At 59.5% G+C, this 20,001-nt stretch carries 21 protein-coding genes, 1 other RNA gene and 1 riboswitch; of the genes, 18 read left to right on the top strand and 4 right to left on the bottom strand.

What is annotated here, in order from left to right:
- The 5 genes from petA to EL255_RS19150 all read left to right on the top strand — a co-directional run bounded on the left by petA (position 1) and on the right by EL255_RS19150 (position 3,681).
- Positions 1–591, top strand: a complete 591-nt coding sequence (petA, locus tag EL255_RS19170; RefSeq protein WP_042653274.1) for a ubiquinol-cytochrome c reductase iron-sulfur subunit — start codon at positions 1–3, stop codon at positions 589–591.
- 2 nt (positions 592–593) lie between these two features.
- The gene (locus EL255_RS19165) at positions 594–1,811 is read left to right on the top strand and encodes a cytochrome b (RefSeq protein ID WP_042653273.1); all 1,218 of its coding nucleotides are present in this window, start codon (positions 594–596) and stop codon (positions 1,809–1,811) included.
- Positions 1,808–2,542: a cytochrome c1 gene (locus tag EL255_RS19160; protein ID WP_042653272.1), complete on the top strand. Its 735-nt coding sequence runs from the start codon at positions 1,808–1,810 to the stop codon at positions 2,540–2,542. Before EL255_RS19165 ends, EL255_RS19160 begins: the two co-directional genes overlap by 4 nt.
- 87 nt (positions 2,543–2,629) lie before the next feature.
- Positions 2,630–3,259, top strand: coding sequence for a stringent starvation protein SspA (gene sspA, locus EL255_RS19155; protein ID WP_042653271.1), 630 nt, complete (start codon positions 2,630–2,632; stop codon positions 3,257–3,259).
- A complete protein-coding gene (locus EL255_RS19150; protein WP_042653270.1) occupies positions 3,256–3,681 on the top strand; it encodes a ClpXP protease specificity-enhancing factor in 426 nt (141 codons plus the stop codon). The genes sspA and EL255_RS19150 overlap by 4 nt, the downstream gene beginning before the upstream one ends.
- 47 nt (positions 3,682–3,728) lie before the next feature.
- On the opposite strand, the gene dolP is transcribed toward EL255_RS19150, so the two are convergent.
- The 4 genes from dolP to EL255_RS19130 are packed head-to-tail and all read right to left on the bottom strand — an operon-like array spanning position 3,729 to position 7,015.
- Positions 3,729–4,307, bottom strand: a complete 579-nt coding sequence (dolP, locus tag EL255_RS19145; protein WP_042653269.1) for a division/outer membrane stress-associated lipid-binding lipoprotein — start codon at positions 4,305–4,307, stop codon at positions 3,729–3,731.
- Positions 4,308–4,311: 4 nt separating this feature from the next.
- On the bottom strand, positions 4,312–4,902 hold the full coding sequence (locus tag EL255_RS19140; RefSeq protein WP_042653268.1) for a D-sedoheptulose-7-phosphate isomerase: 591 nt from the start codon (positions 4,900–4,902) through the stop codon (positions 4,312–4,314).
- A 9-nt stretch (positions 4,903–4,911) separates the two neighbouring features.
- Complete coding sequence (locus tag EL255_RS19135) at positions 4,912–5,307, bottom strand: YraN family protein (RefSeq protein ID WP_126623415.1); 396 nt, start codon at positions 5,305–5,307, stop codon at positions 4,912–4,914.
- Positions 5,225–7,015, bottom strand: a complete 1,791-nt coding sequence (locus EL255_RS19130; protein WP_042653267.1) for a penicillin-binding protein activator — start codon at positions 7,013–7,015, stop codon at positions 5,225–5,227. Before EL255_RS19130 ends, EL255_RS19135 begins: the two co-directional genes overlap by 83 nt.
- Positions 7,016–7,214: 199 nt before the next feature.
- On the opposite strand from EL255_RS19130, the gene rsmI reads away from it, so the two are divergent.
- The 13 genes from rsmI (at position 7,215) to fliGL (ending at position 19,999) form a co-directional block, all read left to right on the top strand.
- Positions 7,215–8,048: a 16S rRNA (cytidine(1402)-2'-O)-methyltransferase gene (gene rsmI / locus EL255_RS19125; protein ID WP_042653266.1), complete on the top strand. Its 834-nt coding sequence runs from the start codon at positions 7,215–7,217 to the stop codon at positions 8,046–8,048.
- Between the two features lie 161 nt (positions 8,049–8,209).
- An RNA gene (gene rnpB, locus EL255_RS19120) (RNase P RNA component class A) lies at positions 8,210–8,595 on the top strand.
- Between the two features lie 226 nt (positions 8,596–8,821).
- Positions 8,822–9,700, top strand: coding sequence for a lateral flagellar motor switch protein LfiM (gene lfiM, locus EL255_RS19115; RefSeq protein ID WP_170176019.1), 879 nt, complete (start codon positions 8,822–8,824; stop codon positions 9,698–9,700).
- Between the two features lie 7 nt (positions 9,701–9,707).
- The gene (lfiN, locus tag EL255_RS19110; protein WP_042653265.1) at positions 9,708–10,085 is read left to right on the top strand and encodes a lateral flagellar motor switch protein LfiN; all 378 of its coding nucleotides are present in this window, start codon (positions 9,708–9,710) and stop codon (positions 10,083–10,085) included.
- A complete protein-coding gene (fliP, locus tag EL255_RS19105) occupies positions 10,085–10,819 on the top strand; it encodes a flagellar type III secretion system pore protein FliP (protein ID WP_042653264.1) in 735 nt (244 codons plus the stop codon). The genes lfiN and fliP overlap by 1 nt, the downstream gene beginning before the upstream one ends.
- 1 nt (position 10,820) lies before the next feature.
- Complete coding sequence (fliQ, locus tag EL255_RS19100) at positions 10,821–11,090, top strand: flagellar biosynthesis protein FliQ (protein WP_042653263.1); 270 nt, start codon at positions 10,821–10,823, stop codon at positions 11,088–11,090.
- A complete protein-coding gene (lfiR, locus tag EL255_RS19095; RefSeq protein ID WP_042653262.1) occupies positions 11,087–11,869 on the top strand; it encodes a lateral flagellar biosynthetic protein LfiR in 783 nt (260 codons plus the stop codon). Before fliQ ends, lfiR begins: the two co-directional genes overlap by 4 nt.
- A complete protein-coding gene (flhB, locus tag EL255_RS19090; RefSeq protein ID WP_042653261.1) occupies positions 11,866–13,002 on the top strand; it encodes a flagellar biosynthesis protein FlhB in 1,137 nt (378 codons plus the stop codon). Before lfiR ends, flhB begins: the two co-directional genes overlap by 4 nt.
- Before the next feature lie 3 nt (positions 13,003–13,005).
- On the top strand, positions 13,006–15,081 hold the full coding sequence (lfhA, locus tag EL255_RS19085; RefSeq protein WP_042653260.1) for a lateral flagellar biosynthesis protein LfhA: 2,076 nt from the start codon (positions 13,006–13,008) through the stop codon (positions 15,079–15,081).
- A gap of 204 nt (positions 15,082–15,285) precedes the next feature.
- Positions 15,286–15,373: riboswitch (cyclic di-GMP riboswitch) on the top strand.
- A 253-nt stretch (positions 15,374–15,626) separates the two neighbouring features.
- Positions 15,627–16,889 (top strand): lateral flagellar response regulator transcription factor LafK, encoded by a 1,263-nt coding sequence (gene lafK / locus EL255_RS19080; RefSeq protein WP_269471676.1) that lies wholly within the window; start codon positions 15,627–15,629, stop codon positions 16,887–16,889.
- A gap of 11 nt (positions 16,890–16,900) precedes the next feature.
- Entirely contained in the window at positions 16,901–17,227 is a 327-nt protein-coding gene (gene lfiE / locus EL255_RS19075) for a lateral flagellar hook-basal body complex protein LfiE (RefSeq protein WP_084228327.1), read from the top strand.
- Between the two features lie 8 nt (positions 17,228–17,235).
- Positions 17,236–18,984 (top strand): lateral flagellar M-ring protein FliFL, encoded by a 1,749-nt coding sequence (gene fliFL, locus EL255_RS19070; protein WP_084228326.1) that lies wholly within the window; start codon positions 17,236–17,238, stop codon positions 18,982–18,984.
- Positions 18,971–19,999 carry a lateral flagellar motor switch protein FliGL gene (gene fliGL, locus EL255_RS19065; RefSeq protein WP_042653258.1) on the top strand — a complete coding sequence of 343 codons (1,029 nt, stop codon included), beginning with the start codon at positions 18,971–18,973 and terminating at the stop codon, positions 19,997–19,999. Before fliFL ends, fliGL begins: the two co-directional genes overlap by 14 nt.
- Positions 20,000–20,001 lie beyond the last annotated feature (2 nt).

Here is a 20,001-nt window from a genome sequence, read left to right as displayed (position 1 = left end):
ATGAGCAATGCGCCAGTTGATACCGGTCGCCGCAGATTTCTTACCTGGTCAACGGTTGCCGTTGGTGGAGTAGGAGCTGCTTTTACCGCAGTGCCGTTTATAAAGTCATGGAACCCGAGCGCCAAAGCCAAAGCGGCAGGGGCCCCGGTCGAAGTGGATATCAGTAAGTTGGAGCCGGGTCAGCTCATTCGCGTCGAGTGGCGCGGCAAGCCGGTCTGGGTGGTGAAACGCACCAAGCAGACGCTGGATGCCCTGGCTGTGCACGAGGACAAGCTGCGCGATCCTGCCTCCGATGAGCCGCAACAACCGGACTACGCCCACAACGGCTACAGATCCATCAAGCCGGAGATCTTCGTCGCCGTCGGTATCTGTACGCACCTGGGTTGTTCGCCTTCCTACCTGCCTGACAGCTTCGGCGAGCAGGTGCAGGGGGTGGCCTCCGGCTTCTTCTGCCCGTGCCATGGTTCCAAGTTCGACATGGCTGGTCGAGTGTTCCAGGGCGTGCCTGCGCCACTGAATCTGGTCATTCCGCCATATCAATATCTTAGCGACACCACCATTCTGGTGGGTGCCGATGGCAAGGAGGCCTGACCATGTTTGCCAAACTCATGGGCTGGATCGACGATCGTTTCCCGCTCACCGCCATGTACAACGACCACATGGCCAAGTACCCGGCCCCCAAGAACCTGAACTTCTGGTATTTCTTCGGCTCGCTTGCCATGTTGGTGCTGGTCAACCAGATCATCACAGGCATCTGGCTGACCATGAACTACAACCCGTCGGCGGAGGGCGCCTTTGCCTCCGTGGAATACATCATGCGGGATGTGGATTACGGCTGGTTGCTGCGCTACATGCACTCCACCGGCGCCTCGGCCTTCTTCGTGGTGGTCTATCTGCACATGTTCCGCGGCATGATCTACGGCTCCTACCAGAAGCCGCGCGAGCTGCTGTGGATCTTCGGCATGCTGATCTTCCTGGTGCTGATGGCGGAAGCCTTCATGGGCTACCTGCTGCCCTGGGGACAGATGTCATTCTGGGGAGCCCAGGTCATCATCTCGCTGTTTGGTGCCATCCCGGTCATAGGTGACGATCTGACCCTGTGGATCCGCGGTGACTATGTCATCTCTGGCGCGACCCTGAACCGCTTCTTCGCGCTGCATGTCATCGCGCTGCCGCTGGTGCTGGTGATGCTGGTGGCCATGCATATCCTGGCGCTGCACGAGGTGGGCTCCAACAACCCGGACGGCATCGACATCAAGAAGCACAAGGACGAGAAAGGCTGGCCGCTGGATGCGGTGGCGTTCCATCCTTACTTCACCGTCAAGGACATGATCGGGGTGGCGGGCTTCCTGTTCCTGTTCTGCGCCATCATCTTCTTCAAGCCGGACATGTGGGGTTACTTCCTCGAGAAGCCGAACTTCGAAGTGGCGAATGGTCTGAAGACCCCGGAGCACATAGCCCCGGTCTGGTACTTCACCCCCTTCTACGCCATCTTGCGGGCGGTGCCTGACAAGCTGCTGGGGGTCATCATGATGGGACTCTCCATCGTAGTGCTGTTCCTGCTGCCCTGGCTGGATCGCTGCAAGGTGCGCTCGGTGCGCTATCGCAGCACCCTGCACAAGCTGAACATCGCCCAGTTCGTGGTCTGCTTCGTCATCCTGGGTGTGCTTGGCGTCTTGCCATCGACTCCGACGCTGACCCTGCTCGCACAGATCTGTTCACTGGGGTATTTCGGGTTCTTCGTCCTGTTGTTCTTCTACAGCAAGAATGAAAACACCAAGCCGCTGCCGGAGAGGGTGACATTCAAATGAAAAGAATCATTTTTGCAGTGCTGGCCCTGCTGCCCAGCCTGGTGCTGGCGTCAGGCAGCGGTTTCCCGCTCGACAAGGCCGAGTACAACCTGAGCGACAAGGCGTCCCTGCAGCGTGGGGCCACCACCTTCATGAACTACTGTGCGGGTTGCCACTCCACTCAATATCAGCGCTACAACCGGGTGGCCACCGATATCGGTATTCCGGAAGAGCTGATGCGGGAGAACCTGGTCTTCACCGACGCCAAGATCGGTGATCTGATGAAGAGCGCCATGTCCGAGAAGGATGCTGCGCGCTGGTTCGGGGCGCCACCGCCGGATCTGACCCTGGTGGCGCGGGTGCGTGGGGCGAACTGGATCTACACCTATCTGCGCGCCTTCTACGTGGATGAGACCCGGCCGTTCGGGGTGAACAATGCGGTCTTCCCGTCCGTGGGCATGCCCCATGTGCTGGAGCCGCTGCAGGGTACCCCCCGTGCCGAATTCGGCTCCCACGAGGTCGACGGACAGTCGGTGCAGCGAGTCGTCAGCATCAAATCTGACGGCAACGGTGAAATGAATAACGAAGAGTATGATCAGACGGTACTGGATCTGGTAAACTTCTTGGTCTACTCGGCTGAGCCGGTACAGCAGGAGCGCGAACGCATGGGCTTCTGGGTGCTCGGTTTCATCGTTATCTTCTTCATCTTCACTGTGCTGTTGAAGAAGGAATTCTGGCGCGACGTTCACTAAGCGACCAGATCAGAGTAATATGACGCACGGCAATGAGGTTCGAAATGCTTCATTGCCGTTTCTGCTTTTTAATGACGGGAGGGTTCAATGGCTGTAGCTGCCAATAAGCGTTCGGTAATGACGCTGTTTTCCGGTGCCAACGATATGTTCAGCCATCAGGTGCGCATTGTCCTGGCGGAGAAGGGTGTTAGCGTGGATATCTGCCAGGTTGATCCGAGCAACCTGCCGGACGAGCTGGCCGAGCTGAACCCGTACAACACTGTGCCAACCCTGGTGGATCGTGAGCTGGCGTTGTATACCTCGCGCATCATCATGGAGTATCTGGACGAGCGCTTCCCGCACCCGCCGCTGATGCCGGTCTATCCGGTGGCCCGTGGCAACAGCCGTCTGATGATGCACCGCATCGAGCTGGACTGGTATTCGCTGGCCGACAAGATCATGGCGGGTACCGATGCCGATGCCGCCCGTGCGGAACTGCGTGACAACCTGCTGGCCATCGCCCCGATTTTCGGCGAGATGCCCTACTTCATGAGCGAAGAGTTCGGTCTGGTCGACTGCTACATGGCACCCCTGCTGTGGCGTCTGCCGAGCCTTGGCATCGACTTCGCCGGTCGTGGCGCCAAGGAACTGAAGGCCTACATGATACGTCTGTTCGAGCGTGAATCCTTCCAGGCTTCCCTGACCGAGGCCGAGCGCGAGATCCGTGCTGGCGTATGAGTATGGAACCTACCATGACCCCCAGTCGCCCGTATCTGTTGCGGGCGTTCTTCGACTGGCTGCTGGATAACGAACTGACACCGCACCTGGTGGTCAACGTCAACGTCCCTCACGTGATGGTGCCGATGCAGTTTGTACAGGATGGCCAGATCGTCCTGAACATAGCGCCACGGGCCGTGGGGCAGTTCCACATGGATAATGAGGCCGTCAGCTTCAGCGCCCGCTTCGGTGGCGTGTCGCAGCAGGTCTACATCCCTATGGCGGCCATTTTGGCCATCCATGCCCGGGAGAACGGGGTGGGAACCCTGTTCCCGCCGGAGCCTGGCTATGATCTCTGGCTGGAGCAGGCCGAGGCACAGGCAGAGCCTGAGCCGGAACCGCCGCGCCCAAGCGGACGCCCGACCCTGAAAGTCATTAAATAAAAAACGCAGCCAGTTGGCTGCGTTTTTTATTGCTGGTTGTTAGCCACTCAGTTCTGGGCAAACTCGAACGCCTTGATGACCTGCTTCACGCCGCTGACGTGGCGGGCGATCTCGACCGCCTGATCCCCTTCCTTGCGGGTCACCAGGCCAATCAGGAACACCTCGCTATTCTCGGTCACCACCTTGACCTTGGTGCTGTCAAAGTCCTTGGCCGCCAGCATGTCGGCCCGCACCTTGGAGGTGATCCAGGAGTCGTTGCTACGTACCCCTATGCTAACCGGCTTGCCGAGACGCAGCTCGTTGTAGACGTGGCGTACCCCTTCGATCCGCCCCACTATCTTGCCCGCCTCCTGCTTGTAGGCGTCAGAAGGTGTCTGACCGACTATCAGCACGCGGCCGTTGTTGCTGTAGACACTGATCTTGCTGGCGCTATTAAGCTGCTTGTTGTCGGCCAGCAGGTTGGAGGCTTTCAGCTCTATGGCTTGATCGTCCCACTGGGCACCCAGGGTGCGACGATCGCCCGTCGCCTTGGCGGTGCCTGCCGCGCCACCCACCACGAGGGCGGCGCAGCCTTGCAGCAACAGAGAGCCAGCCAGCAGGCCGAGTACGAGAAAATGCTTGTTCATGGTTTCAATCTTCCTGTTGAGGGAAAAGAGTCTGGTCGATGAGATCACAGAGGCAGTGCAGGGTCAACAGGTTCACTTCCAGAATGCGAGGACGACGGGCGGATGGCACCCGGATCTCCACATCGTTGGGACCGAGCAGACCGGCGATCTCGCCACCGTCACCGCCGCCGAGCACGATGATCGTCATATCGCGGGAGAGGGCCGCCTCCGCTGCCTTGATCAGGCTACGGCTGTTGCCGGTGGTGGTGATGACCACCAGGATATCGCCGGGCTGACCCAGGGCGCGGATCTGCTTGGCATAGACCTCTTCGAAGCCGTGATCGGTGGCGATGGCGCTGATGGTGGCCATGTCGGGGGTCAGCGCCATCCCGGGCAGGGAGGGGCGCTCGGTCTCGTAGCAGTTCACCAGCTCGGAGATGAACAGCTGCGCCAGCGCGGCGGAAGGACCATTGCCGCATGCCATCACCTTGTGGCCATTGAGCAGGCAGATGGTCAGCATCTGGGCTGCGGTATGGATGGCATCCGGCAGGGCCTCGGCGGCGGCTATCTTGGTCTGGATGCTTTCGGTGTAATTCTCTTTGATGGGATCAGTCATGGGGTCCTCTTAAAATGCGTCCTGGATCCAGTCTGGCTGGTCGCCCTCGAACGCGATCACATCGAATCGGCAGGCCTGGCTGGCCTCGTTGATGGCATGTTGCTTGAAATAGTGGCGCGCGGCCAGCACGATCTTGTGCTGTTTGCGCCGGGTGACCGAGCCGGCGGCTCCGCCATGGCTGGCGTGAGCACGATATCTGACCTCGACAAACACCAGGGTGTCCCCCTGGCGCATGATCAGATCTATTTCACCACCCCGGCAGCGGTAGTTGCGGGTCACGGGTTGCAGGCCCTGGGCCTGCAACCAGCGTTCCGCTACTCGCTCAAAGTGCTGTCCCTTGCTCGTCGCCGCCGACGGCAACAGGTTCAACCACTGCTGGTGCAGTTGTGCCAGTAGCCTCTTCATGGGAGCTCTCCTCGAGCTGGGGCACGGCGCTATCGCTGACCAGCTTGCCGTTCTGGTAGACGGCCCAATCCAGCATGCGCACTATGTTGCCCTGGGGATCCACGCTCAGCTGCCCGCTCATGCCAGGCTGCTGCATGGCATTGACCCTGCGCATCTGCTGCAGGTTGTCAGCCAGGCTGACCGCATCGTAGCCGAGGGCGAACAGTCGTAGCAGGTCACCCTGGGTCTGTGGCCAGAGCAGGGCAATCTGTTCCCGCTGTTTCTCGTAGCCGCCCAGCAGCAGCGGCATGTCGGAGATGTGCATGCCGTTGAGTTCGGACGCTACCTCGGTCGCCGCGCTGTCGTAACCCCTGGAGCTGCTGTAGATCGGCAGGCTGCCCATGGGCTCGACCGAGATGTCCACGTAGGGCTTGATCATCCGGGTCTCCAGGCTGTTGGCCACCACATAGACCGCATCGATGCTGCGGGGGGCCGCATCGGAGAGCTGGACGATTTCCCCTGCCCGAGCGCTGGATCGACCGCTCAGAGCATTCTTGACCATGCCCTGCACCTCGTTGCGCGCCCCGAAGGTGGCGACCACGGGCTTCTCCTGGCTCACGCCGGCCCAGGCCTGCTCGAACGCCTTGATGCTGCTGTAGCCAATCCGGCCTTGCGCCGCGATCAGCAGCGGCTTGCGGTAGCCCTGACCATAGAGGTACTGGGCAGCCTGAGACGCGTCAGCGGCGGCGGAGAGGGAGAAGTAGTAGGTGTTGTCGTTGACGATCGGCTTGTCCAGCTCATTGAGGGCCAGCACCGGTACTGTCGGGTTGGCCTTGAGCAGCTCCGCGACCCTGTCCTTGAGCAGCGGGCCTATGATCATGTTGGCCCCCTCCTGGATCGCCTGCTTGTAGAGTTCACCCATCGCCTTGCTCTGGGTGTCGTAGAAGTTCAGGGTGAATTGACCCTGGTTCTCCTTGTAGGACATCAGCATGCCGTTGCGGATGGCCGCCCCCTGAGCCTCCAGATTACCGGAGAGGGGCAGGAAGACGGCGACCTGCTGCAGCGAGCCGACGTCGCCGGTGGCCAGATCCCCAAGCCCTGCCGGCATGTCGGTCTGGGCCGGGTGGTTCGGGAATGCCTGCTTCCAGCCCGCCAGCTGGCGGGCGAGCTGACTGGGCTGGGCCCCGAACTCGTTCACCAGCGCTGCCAGCCGCAGCCAGCCGGCGGTCACGTCGGGGGCCGGAGCCTCTTCCAGCGCCTGCAGGGTGGAGGGGGTCATGCTCTTGAGCATGGACCAGATCTGCTGGTGGTTGGTCGCCAGCTCATTCTGGGCCAGGTAGGGCTCCAGCAGGATCAGCGACTTGGCGGCACCAAACTTGTTGTTGATGTCCAGCTGCAGCACCACGCGCTGGCGATACCAATCCTTCTGGGTATCGGCATCGAGCGCCACCTCGGGCTTGCCTTCCAGCAGGATCAAGGCCTGGTTGGCGTTGCCCTGCGCCAGCAACAGATGTGCCTGCAACAGTTGCAGTTGCGCCTGCTGCTCCGGGCTCTTGGCCTGTTTCTGCAGTTGCTGATACAGGGCGGCAGCCGGTTTGGCCTGGCCCAGCGCCAGGTAGCTGCGGGCCGCCATCACCTGCCAGCTGAAGGCCTCGGCCGGTTTGGCGGGATCCACCTGCTCCAGATACCACTGGGCATTTTTGGTCAGATCCGAGAAAGCCGACGGCATGCCTGGCTGTCCGGAAGATGGGTTGGGCTCCGACGCACAGGCGGTCAGCAGTACTGCCGCGAGTAGGATGCCGAAGAGTCGTGATACACTTAGCTGCTTTGTAACCCGGTTCAAGTTCATTCCCCGACCAGTGTTGAAGTTCTCCATAGTGTAAACGGGCCAATATGGCGACACAATTGTCGGGACACTCGGAGATCCCATGAGTGACATCCCAACCCTGTATATAGTCCCCACTCCCATCGGTAATTTGGCGGATATCACCCAGCGTGCATTGAACATTTTACGCAGCGTCGATCTGGTGGCCGCCGAGGATACGCGTCATACCGGTATCCTGCTCAGCCACTACCAGATCTCGGTTCCGACCTTCGCCCTGCACGATCACAACGAGCAGCAGAAGGCCGATGTGCTGATCGGCCGGATCAAGGAAGGCAAGAGTGTGGCCCTGGTGTCGGATGCGGGCACCCCGCTCATCAGCGACCCCGGTTATCACTTGGTCACCCGCTGTCGCGAGGCCGGGGTCAAGGTGGTGCCGCTGCCGGGCCCCTGCGCCGCCATCACGGCGCTCTCTGCCGCCGGACTGCCCACCGACCGCTTCGCCTTCGAAGGGTTCCTGCCGGCCAAGGCCAAGGGGCGCGACGATCGGCTGCAGGCCGTCATCGAAGATACCCGCTCCCTGGTGTTCTACGAATCGCCGCGTCGGGTGCAGGATACGGTGGAAGCGATCGCTCGCATCCTGGGGGAGCGTCAGGTGGTGGTGTGCCGCGAGCTGACCAAGACTTTCGAATCCATCCATGGTCTGCCCGCCTCCGAGATGCTCACCTGGCTTGGCCAGGACGATAACCGCTGCCGCGGCGAAATCGTGCTGGTGGTGGCCGGTGCCAGCAAGCTAGACGAAGAGTTGCCTGCCGAGGCGCTCCGTACCCTGGGGCTGCTGGTGGCCGAATTGCCGTTGAAGAAGGCGGCGGCGCTCACCGCCGAGATCCACGGTGTGAAGAAGAATGCACTCTACAAATATGGTCTCGAGCACCACTAGGTTGGGGAAAACGACCATCGCTGATTCGCCCGTTCAGCGGATACCTGATTGTGGGATGAAGAGGAATATGTTCTTCCAAGATGACCTCTAGCACTATTAATCGCGGTGAAACTCAATTGCCGGTTTACCCGGGGTGGCGGACAAGGCTATAATCCGCGCCCGGAGTCGGCTGGGCAATCGCTGCTTCGTCGTTGTGTCCCTCGGGACAGACGGGCGGAGGGGAGGAAAGTCCGGGCTTCATAGGGCAGGGTGCCAGGTAACGCCTGGGAGGCGCGAGCCTACGACCAGTGCAACAGAGAGCAAACCGCCGATGGCCCGCAAGGGATCAGGTAAGGGTGAAAGGGTGCGGTAAGAGCGCACCGCGCGACTGGCAACAGTTCGTGGCACGGTAAACTCCACCCGAAGCAAGACCAAATAGGCCCCTATTGGCGCGGCCCGCGTTGGGGGCGGGTAGGTTGCTTGAGCCAGTGAGCGATTGCTGGCCTAGAGGAATGATTGCTACCGGGGCAACCCGGAACAGAACCCGGCTTACAGGCCGACTCCGGCCTATTCAGGTATGTGAATACCTTAAAATCCCGGCACCTTTCAGGTGCCGGGATTTTTATTTCTGGGTTGCGGAGCGCCGCATAGCACCTTTTGGGGATTTGTAATAAAGTTCTCGCCCTTTTCGGTCGCTCTATGTCGGCTGGACTATTTGTATCGATCACGCGGCTGGCCTGATGAGTGTCTCTATGGCACTAGGGCGAGATAAAAATGGCTAAGGTGGATTTGTAATGTCATCAAGCGGCGTAATGCTCACACCTTCTCGGCTGCTCTCCGCTGAGCGGGGCAGAGACCTTCCCCATTATGATCTACTGGGCGTCGAGCGAGCCAATGTGGCGCGACTCAAGCAGCTCAACTCCCAATTGGGTTCCTTCTCATTACAGGCATCGGGTTGCATGGCTCAGCTCTTCAATGCAGCGGACTGCGATCTGACCTACCAGGATTTTTCCTCCGCCCAGCCACAGGATCGGGATGAACGCCTGATTTGGGTCGAGGCCCGCACTCCGCTCGATGCGCAGCGGATTGCCTATTTCTCCATTGCTCCTTCGGTGATTTACCGGCTGGCCGTGCTGTTTTTTGGTGGTTCCCTGCAACATAAGGGTGCCTCTGCCGTGCATGGCAAAGGGCTGACCGATACGGAGCAACGCTTGCTCTTGCGGCTGTGTCAGTACCAGATGGACATTTGGTCCGCCTGCCTTGGCCAGGGGGATCTCGCGTGGCAACTGAATCTGGTTACCCGGGATTCGGTGCCGGCATCACGTCTCTGGGTGGCGGAAGCAAACCTGATAGCAGGTGGTAGTACCCACGATTGGCAATTCTGGCTGGTGCCACCGCAGGAAACTCTCCTTAGTATCGGTAAGGGCCACCGGGTGCAAGCGGCGCAGCTGGAACAGGCCCTGACGCAAGTTCCGGTCTGTCTGCGGGTGGTCATGGGACAGATGTCCATGACCCTGGCCGATCTGGAGTGCCTCAAGGTGGGGGATGTGCTCTCGCTGGAGCTGCCCGAGGTCGTGCCGGCACTGATCGGTAACCGCCCCTGCTTTAACGGACGCATTGCTGAACATAAAGGCAGCCTGGTGTATCAGGTTGCAACTGTGGTAGAGGAGTAGTCGAATCATGAACGAACACAATTTGAATGACCCGCTGGATCTGGATGGCCTGGATCAACTGTTTGGTGATGATATCAGCATGCCGAGTGCGGCCGACTACATGGCCCCCACCAGTAGCAGCAAGCAGCGCGATCTTTCCTTCTTCCACCAGATCCCGGTCAAGGTGACGTTGGAAGTCGCCAGCACAGAAGTGGCGCTGGGTGAATTGATGCGTGTTGAGGAAGGTGCTGTCATCGAACTTGACAAGCTGGCGGGTGAGCCGCTGGACGTACGCGTCAATGGCCGTTTACTGGCCAAGGGTGAGGTTGTGGTCGTGAATGGCAAATACGGACTGCGTTTGGTCGACGTAGTCGATACCAACCTGCTGGGCGGTATGCACGACTGATGCGCTACCTGCTGGTTGCTCTGCTGCTGTTCTCGCTGCCCAGCTGGGCGGCGGATATGACGCTGTTCTCGGTCTCACCGGGGGCCACGGGAGGTGAGGATTACAGCATCAAGCTGCAGATCCTCTTCTTCATGACCCTGTTGGGTCTATTACCTACCTTATTGCTGATGATGACCAGCTTTACCCGGATCATCATAGTGCTGGCCATTCTGCGCCAGGCCATGGGCTTGCAGCAGAGCCCACCCAACCGGGTATTGATCGGCATCAGCCTGATCCTGACCCTGGTGATCATGAGGCCGGTCTGGACTGACATACATCAGCATGCCTTCGTGCCATATGACCAGAACGAGATCACCCTGACCGAGGGGTTGGCCAGAGCGGAGAAGCCGTTGCGCCAGTTCATGCTGGCCCAGACCCGGGAGCCGGATCTGGAGCAGATGCTGCGTATCTCGGGGGAACCCACCACCCTTGCCAAGAGTGATGTGCCATTCGGCGTGCTCTTGCCGGCTTTTGTGCTGAGTGAATTGAATACCGCCTTCCAGATAGGCTTCATGCTGTTCATCCCTTTCTTGGTCATCGACCTGGTGGTTGCCAGCGTGCTGATGGCGATGGGGATGATGATGCTCTCACCCTTGATCATCTCGTTGCCGTTCAAACTGATGGTCTTCGTGCTGGTGGATGGCTGGTCCATGACGGTCGGTACCCTGGCCGCCAGTTTCGGTGGTGGAGGCTGACGTGAGCCCTGAACAGAGTGTGGCCCTGCTCGGTGGCGCCGTGAATCTGGTGGTGGTCATGGTCTCGGTGCTGATCGTACCAGGCCTCATCGTCGGGCTGGTGGTCAGCATCTTCCAGGCCGCGACCCAGATTCAGGAACAGACCCTCAGCTTCCTGCCCCGTTTCATCGTGACCCTGATGACGCTTATCTTCACGGGCAACTGGCTGTTGTCGCAGATCACCACCCTGTTTGCCGACCTGTTTCAGAAGATCCCCGGACTGATTGGATGAACTCCCTGCTGTCGCTCAGTGCGACCGAGCTGACAGCCTGGCTGGGACAGTGGTGGTGGCCCTTTATTCGTATCGCGGCTGCCTTCTGGGTGATGCCGGTGTTTGGTGATGGTCGTATCCCGGCTCAGGTCCGCATTTTTTTGGCCTTCATCATCAGCCTGTTGATTGCCCCCATGCTGAAAGGAATGCCGGCGCTCGATCCCTTCAGTGCCGGGGCGCTGGTGTTGACGCTGGAGCAGTTGCTGTTCGGATTGCTGTTCGGGCTCTGCATCCAGATGCTGTTCATGGTCATGACCATGGCGGGCCAGATCCTCTCCATGCAGATGGGGCTCGCGATGGCGGTAATGAATGACCCATCCAATGGCGACACGGCGCCCATCATCAGCCAGTTGATGTTGATATTCTGCTCGCTGCTGTTTCTTGGCCTGAATGGTCACCTGGTGACTCTGGATGTGCTGGTGCAGAGCCTGCGCAGCTGGCCGCCAGGATCCTCCGTCTATTCACTGGATGTGAAAGGGGTGATTGGCCTGTTCGGCTGGAGTATCGGGGCGGCCCTGATCCTGACGTTGCCCGCCGTGGTCGCCATGCTGATGGTCAATCTCACCTTCGGGGTGATGAACCGCACCGCCCCCTCGTTGAACATCTTCTCGCTGGGCTTCCCGATGACCCTGTTGCTGGGACTGCTGACCATGGCCATCTCCATCAGCGGGGTACCTGCTCGCTATCTGGATCTGGTCAGCCATGTGCTGAGCCAGCTCAAGGCGCTGACACCGGTATGAGTCAGAACAGCGCCCAGGACAAAACCGAAGAGGCCTCTTCCCAGAAACGGCGCAAGGCGAGGGAAGAGGGACAGATAGCGCGTTCCAAGGAGCTGAGCTCGGCTGGTCTGTTGCTGCTCGGGGGGCTGGCCATGCAATGGATGGTGCCCAGTTTTGGCCTGTTCTTTGCCGAACTGATGAAGCGCCCCCAACGCTTCGACTGGCAGGGGGCACGTGATCCGCAGATGATGATCCATTGGACGGCGGAGGCCCTGGTCGGCATGTTGTGGGTGCTGCTGCCGCTGTTCGGTTTTCTGGGGCTGTTGCTGATCCTGCTCAGCATAGTGCCGGGTGGCATGGTCTTGGCCTGGAAGAAGTTGATGCCCAGCGGCGAGAAACTCAATCCGCTCAAAGGCCTCAAGCGGATGTTCTCCTCCCACAGCCTGATGGAGCTGCTGAAATCCATTCTCAAAATCCTGCTGATCGGTGGCACCCTGGCCCTGCTGCTCAAGCATCAGTGGCCCCTGCTGCTGATGATGAACCGTATGCCACCGCAGGCCGCCATGGAGCAGGCGCTGGGGATCCTCTCCCAGGCATTTATCTTGCTTGGCAGCGTGCAGATGCTGATCGCCGTGCTGGATGTGCCTTACCAACGCTGGTCCCTGAACAAGCAGTTAAAGATGACCAAGCAGGAGGTCAAGGACGAGCACAAGAACAGCGAGGGGCGCCCGGAGATCAAGGCCAAGATCCGCCAGGTACAGGGCATGCTGGCGCGTGCCCGTATCGAACAGCGGGTTCCGCAGGCGGATGTGATCATCGTGAACCCGACCCATTATGCGGTGGCCATCAAATATGATCCCGAGCGGGCCAATGCGCCCTTTGTGATCGCCAAGGGGGTAGACAGCATGGCGGAGCGGATCCGCCAGGTGGCGAAGCAGCACGACAAGATGGTGATGAGCCTGCCGGATCTGACCCGGGCCATCTACTACTCCACCCGGGTTGATCAGGAAGTGCCAGCGGGCCTGTACACCGCAGTCGCCTATGTATTGAATCACGTATTGCAGCTACGGGCCTATGAGGCTGGCAAGGGCAAGAAGCCCCATTCCCTTGCCCCTTTGCATGTGCCGCCCGAGTTACGTCAACCTGAGAGGTAAGTTGTGAACTGGCGTGTATTGACCCAATCCTATACCGCGATCCCCATGATGTTGTTGGCGATCCTGGCGATGATGATCCTGCCCCTGCCCGGTTGGCTGCTGGATGCCCTTTTCACCTTCAACATAGTGCTGGCCGTGCTGGTGCTGCTGGTCTCGGTCTCGGCCCGTCGTCCGCTCGACTTCTCCGTGTTCCCGACTGTGCTGCTGGTCGCGACTCTGATGCGGCTCTCCCTCAACGTCGCCTCCACCCGGGTCGTGCTGCTGCATGGTCACGAGGGGAATGAGGCTGCCGGTAAGGTCATCCAGGCGTTTGGGGAAGTGGTCATCGGTGGCAACTACGTGGTGGGTCTGGTGGTCTTTGTGATCCTGATGATCATCAATTTCGTGGTGATCACCAAGGGGGGAGAGCGGATCTCCGAGGTTTCCGCCCGCTTCACACTGGACGCCATGCCGGGCAAGCAGATGGCCATCGATGCCGATCTCAATGCCGGCACCCTGGATCAGCACCAGGCCCGGGCCCGGCGGGAAGAGATCGCCAAGGAAGCCGATTTCTACGGCGCCATGGACGGTGCCTCCAAGTTCGTGCGTGGCGATGCCATCGCCGGCTTGCTGGTGCTCATCATCAACCTGGTGGGGGGGCTGGCCATCGGTATCTTCCAGCACTCGCTGCCGGTTTCCGATGCGTTCCGGATCTATGCCCTGCTCACCATAGGTGATGGCCTGGTGGCCCAGATCCCCTCACTACTGATGTCCACTGCCGCCGCCATCATAGTGACGCGCGTCAGCGACGAAGGGGAGATGTCGGATCAGGTTGGCCAGCAGATCCTGGCATCGCCCCGGGTCATCTACACGGCGGCGATCATCATGCTGGTGCTGGGCCTCGTACCTGGCATGCCCATGCTGGCCTTCCTCAGCTTCGCCGCCGTACTGGCATGGACCGGCTGGAGCGTGAGCAAGCGTCGGCTCAAGGATCCGGCTCTGGACGCGGCCCAGGAACTGACCCGGCAGATGGTGCAACCCGAGCCCCAGGGGCTGGATTGGCAGGATCTGCCACCGGTGGACTCCGTCGCCATCGAACTCGGCTATCGGCTGGTGCCGCTGGCGGAAGTGGACAAGGGGGCCGAGTTACTCGCCCGGGTTCGCGGCATTCGAAAAACCCTCTCCGAGCAATATGGCTTCCTGCTGCCGGAAATTCGGGTACGTGACAACTTGCAACTGCAACCCGATCAATATCGTATCAAGCTGTCCGGCATCGCCCTGGCCATGGGGAATGTGGATTGCCAGCGGCTGATGGCCATCAGCAGCGGAGAAACATACGGTACGCTGGATGGAGAGCTCACCCAGGACCCGGCCTACGGCATGAGTGCGGTCTGGATTTCGCCGGACAACAAGGCCAAGGCGCTCAACCTGGGCTATTCGGTGGTCGACTCTGCCACCGTCATCGCTACCCATGCCAGCAAGCTACTCAGAGAGCAGCTCGATGCGCTGTTTGGTCACGATGAGGTGGGCAAACTGGGCCAATATCTGGCCATTCAGTCTCCCCGCCTGGCGGAAGAACTCAATCTGGCCCTGACCCAGATGCAGCAGTTGCGGGTCTTCCGCCAGTTGCTCAAGGAGCAGATCAGCCTCATCGACATCCGCACCATAGCTACCACCTTGCTGGATGCGAGCGAGCTGACCAAGGATCCCGTCCTGCTGGCGTCGGATGTGCGTTGTGCCTTGAAGCGTCAGATCGTCAGGCAGGCGATAGGCTCGCGTGACATCCTGGCCGCCTTCACCCTGGACGATCGCCTGGAGCAGACGCTGTTGACGGCGATGAATCAGTCCCAGCAGCAGGGAAAAATCCAGCTGGACAGCTTCCCGGTCGATCCCCAGTTATTGGCGCAATTGCAACAAAATATGCCGCTGGTGAAGGAGCAGTTGCAGCAACAGGGATATGCTCCCGTATTAGTGGTCATGCCCCAGCTCAGACCGCTGATCGCCCGTTATGCCCGCTCTTTCTCAAAAGGTCTCAAAGTACTCTCTTATAACGAGATCCCGGAAGATTTGCGGGTCGAGGTTATTGGGACTCTAGGCTGAAGTTGAATTGCCAGTCATGCAGGCTAGCAGGAAGAGGCTATTCCGCATATCCGCTTGAATTGTCTTATAAAGCCGTTATCATGTGACGGCTTTTGACGTAACGACATGTTAAAAAAAATAAAACAATATTACAAAATATAACAAACTACATGTGTCACATGGCTTTAGGGACAACAGAGCCATGCCATCCTAATACGGATCGTCGCATGATAAAGGCAAACTGAACTGAAAAGTCAGGACGCAAAGCCTCCGGTCTAACAGCATTGATGTTAATGATAGCGGGGTTACCAAGGCTATGATTCCAGCCTTGTTTCCATGCCTAATATAGAGCGAGCGCTCATTAAGAAGCGTTGCTCTTGTCGTGGTGCGTTTTTATTTTTGCACGTCAGTTCTGTTGATTGATTCATGTACAATCACAGGTTCGGGTTTATATGCTTTTTGATTCATCTATCAAGGAAAGTTCAATATCACTCGGTATTGAAGCGCTGCCACATCTATTATTTGTCTCCCCATCGTTATCAAATGGAAACGACATTGAGGAGATATTGTTGAATTCTGGCTATCGTGTTTCCTGCCTGGATTCCCTTCCTCAAACGAAAACATTTCTCTCCCAACACACGGTCGATCTGATCCTGCTCGACATGGCGGCCATGACCGAGGCGGGCCCCTCCGTGATGCATCAACTGGCCGTTACCAGCTGCATCATCATGGTCAATGAGCATCAGGCCTATCTGGCGGCGGAAGCCATGCGGGCCGGCGCCATCGATTACATCATCAAGCCTTTCAGCCCGCGACAGATGATCGAGGTGGTCAGGGGAGCTCTGCGCCTGCGTCAAGCCATTCCCAACCTGATCGCGGCCTCCTCCCTGAGCCAGCAAGTGCTGCAACTCGCCAGGCGAGCCGCGAAGACCTCGGCCACCATCCTCATCGGCGGCGAGTCGGGCACGGGCAAGGAGCGCCTGGCTCGCTATATCCATGAGATGTCCAGCCGTGTTGGCAAACCCTTCGTGGCCATCAACTGTGCGGCCATTCCGGAGGCCATGCTCGAGTCCATCTTGTTTGGGCACAGCAAGGGCGCCTTCACCGGAGCTATTGCCAGCCAGCAGGGCAAGTTTGAATTGGCGCAGGGGGGCACCCTGCTGCTTGATGAGATCTCCGAGTTGCCACTGGCGTTGCAGGCCAAGTTGCTGCGGGTGCTGCAGGAGAAAGAGGTGGAACGCCTGGGCAGCCATCAGGTGATCGCGCTGGACGTAAGGATCATCGCCGCCAGCAACCGGGATCTGCGGGATCTGGTGGCACAGGGAGAGTTTCGCGAAGACCTGTTCTACCGGCTCGATGTTCTGCCCATGAGCTGGCCCGCGTTGCGGGAACGGCAAGACGACATCCTGCCGCTGGCCGAGTACTTCATCGAGCGTTACGGCGCACAGCAGGGCTATCGTCTGAGCGAGAGCGCGTGTAAACAGCTGCTCGCCTATGACTGGCCAGGCAATGTTCGCGAGCTGGATAACGTCATCCAGCGGGCCTTAATTATGGCTCGCGGATTGCATATTCAGGCCGTCGATTTGATGTTGCCCCATTACACCGTCGAAGCCGACAACCTGTTACCGGAGACACTCGCCGCGCCGGAAGGGCTCAGCGAGACGAGGCGGTATGCTGAATTTCAATTCGTGCTAGAGACCTTGCGTCGTTTTCGTGGTCATCGGACTCGTACGGCTGAGGCCCTTGGGATGACGACCCGGGCGCTTAGATACAAGCTGGCTGCCATGCGTGAGCAGGGCATAGATGTCGAGCAGCAGATTCAAAACTAAGGGATAACCGAGTGAAGATTGAGATCATGTCATCACAGGTGACGCTCCTGCAGCAGATGCAGGAAATGCAGCGTGTCGCCAATCAAACCCCTTCCATAGAGCCGAATGATGCATCGACTGTATCGTTCAGCGACGCCATGCGCGACGTCGTCGGACGCGTTAACGAGCAGCAAAATATCGCGTCCAGTTTGATGACCGCCGTCGACGCGGGTCAGAGTGACGATCTGGTCGGGGCCATGGTGGCCAGTCAGAAAGCCGGTCTCAGTTTTTCCGCTCTGATGCAGGTGCGCAACAAGCTGATGGCGGGTTTCGATGACATCATGCGCATGCCGCTCTGAGGTTGGTAATGACTGAACTGGTATCGTCTACCCAAGAGTCTCCTGGCTCTTTCATGACTCGGGTCCAGGAAGGGCTGCGCAATTGGCGCACGCTGTCCCGCGACAACAAATCCATTCTGACCATTGCCCTGCTGGCCGCGATCGTCGCAGGTACCATAGTGGTGATCCTGTGGACCTCCAGCAAGAACTACGTCCCCCTCTACGGCAAGCAGGAGCTTTACGACACGGCCAACATCATGGAGATGCTGGAGAAGGAGCAGGTGCCATTCCGGCTGGAGAAGAGCACCGGCCAGATCCTGGTGCCAGAAAATCAGCTGGCTCATATCCGGATGGCGCTGGCGGCTCGTGGGGTCAGAGCCGCCATGCCGGCCGGTCTGGAAGGGCTGGATACGGTCACCGGGCTGGGCACCAGTGAGTTCATGGAAGGTGCACGTTATCGGCATGCGCTGGAAGGGGAACTGGCCAGAACCATCATCTCGCTGGACGCGGTGCGCAGTGCTCGTGTGCACCTGGCCATCCCCAAGAGAACCCTGTTTGTCGGCCGTGACGAAGAGAAACCCAGCGCGTCTGTGATGCTGGATCTGCAGCCTGGACAGTCCATGGAGCCTGGTCAGGTGGAGGCGATCGCCAATCTGGTGGCGGGCAGTATCTCCGGCATGAAGCCGGGGGCCGTGACCATAGTGGATCAGGCCGGCCAGCTGCTGAGCGCCGAGCTGGGAGACCGGGCAGGCTTCGGCAAGCAGAGTGTCCAACAGATGGAGTATGTGCGCAAGCTGGAACAATACATCCGCCAGCGTGCCAGCGACATGCTCTACCCCATGCTGGGCACGGGGAACTTCCGGGTACAGATAGCAGCAGACGTCAACTTCAATGCGGTGGAAGAGACTCAGCAGCAGCTGGATCCGCAAGGCGTGGTAACCAAGGAGTCCAACAAGTCTGACAAGACCATAGATGCATTGGCGCTCGGCATCCCGGGAGCACTCTCCAATCGTCCGCCCGAGACGACGCCTCCGGCTGATCAGGCGGCTCAGGGGAATGCTGCGACGCCCGAGCCTGCCAAGAACGACACCCGCACCGAACGCCAGGAAATCAGCAAGCAGTATGAAAACAGCCGCACCATAGTGCACACCCGCTATCAGCAGGGACGACTCGAGCGGATGAACGTATCCGTCTTGTTGAATCAGCAGAGTGGCCCCAAGGAGGGCTGGAATGCCGAACAGCTGGAGCAGATCCGGCAGATGGTGGAGCGCTCGGTAGGGTTTGATACTACCCGTGGCGATCAGTTCAGCTTGCAGGTGTTCGACTTTACCGGTGCTGCCCCGATCACTCCGCCGGAGTCCAGCTGGCTGGAGACGCCGTACTGGCAGGATTCACTGCGCTATCTGGTGGGGGGCTTGCTGGGCCTGACGCTGGTGTTCTTCGGTATCCGGCCGCTGGTAAAACACCTGGTACGCACCCAGCAATATCCCGATGCAGAGCCATCGGAGGAGCAGGATGAGGCACAGGAACCCACGGTCGGTCTCGCCATGCGCCGTGAGGCCGATGCGCTGCTGGAGGGAAGATCGGCCAGCAATGGCCTGATCCATGCCGAACACAAGATGGAACCCCAGTTCTCTTCGCTGGATCTGGAGGAGCTGCCGGAACCTGGTTCTGAACTGGAAGTCCAGCTCAAGCACCTGCAACTGCTGGTGGAGAAGGACACGGCCCGCGTGGCAGAAGTGGTCAGATCATGGGTGAGTGGTAATGAGCAACGTTAATCTGAACCAGAATGCCGTCGACATCGATATCGACAACCTCGAGAAAGCCGCCATCCTGCTGCTGAGCATGGGGACCGAGGCCGCCGCCAAGGTGATGCAGAAACTCTCGCGGGATGAGGTGCAGAGCCTCATCTCCAAGATGGCAGGCCTGTCCGGTGTGAGCTCGATCGAGGCGAAGTGGACGCTGCAACAGTTCTTCAATCAATACCGCGAGCAGAGCGGTATTGGCAGCGCCTCAAGAGAGTACCTTGAACAGACGCTGGATCTGGCGCTGGGTCAGCGTCTCTCCCGCAGCCTGCTTGACAGTCTGTATGGCGATGTGATGAGCCAGGATATCCAGCGTCTGCAGTGGGTGCCTGCCGATGTCCTCGCCCGTTTCTTCCGCAATGAACACCCGCAGATGCAGGCGGTGTTGCTCGCTTTCCTTCCTCCCCAGACGGCGTCGGCCGTACTCGATGCCTTGCCCGGTTCGGTGCATGACGATCTGCTGGTACGGGTCGCCAGCCTCAGCAGTGTCAGTGAACACGTGCTGGGGGAACTGCGACTGACCCTGGATCGCTGCCTAGCCTATGTGGCCGATCAATCTGGCGCCAAGGTAAACGGGGTGCGGCAGGTGGCCGACATCCTGAACCGCTATCAGGGCGACAAGGAGCAGATGCTCTCCCTGCTGCGGGAACACGACGGTGACATGGCGCTCGAGATAGAGAAGAACATGTTCGACTTCATGGCCTTGCGTCGTCAGAGCGACGACACCCTGCAGCGTCTGGTGCAGGAACTGCCGGCCGAGCTGCTGGCCCTGGCGCTGAAAAATACCGAGGCGGGCTTTCGCAAGGTGGTGTTGGGCGCCATGCCGAAGCGGATGGCACAGGCGTTGGAGGCCCAGATCCAGGATCAGGGCAGCGTCTCCCTGCGCAAGGTGGAGCAGGCACGGGAAGAGGTGATGCAACTGGTAAGGGAGCTGGTGGAGCAGGGCGAGATCGAGTTCCAGCTGTTCGAAGAACCGACGGTCAGCTAACA

Origin of the sequence: Aeromonas encheleia (assembly GCF_900637545.1) — a bacterium.
In the GTDB taxonomy this organism is placed as follows: Bacteria; Pseudomonadota; Gammaproteobacteria; order Enterobacterales; family Aeromonadaceae; genus Aeromonas; species Aeromonas encheleia.
This window is presented reverse-complemented; position numbering and strand designations above follow the sequence as displayed.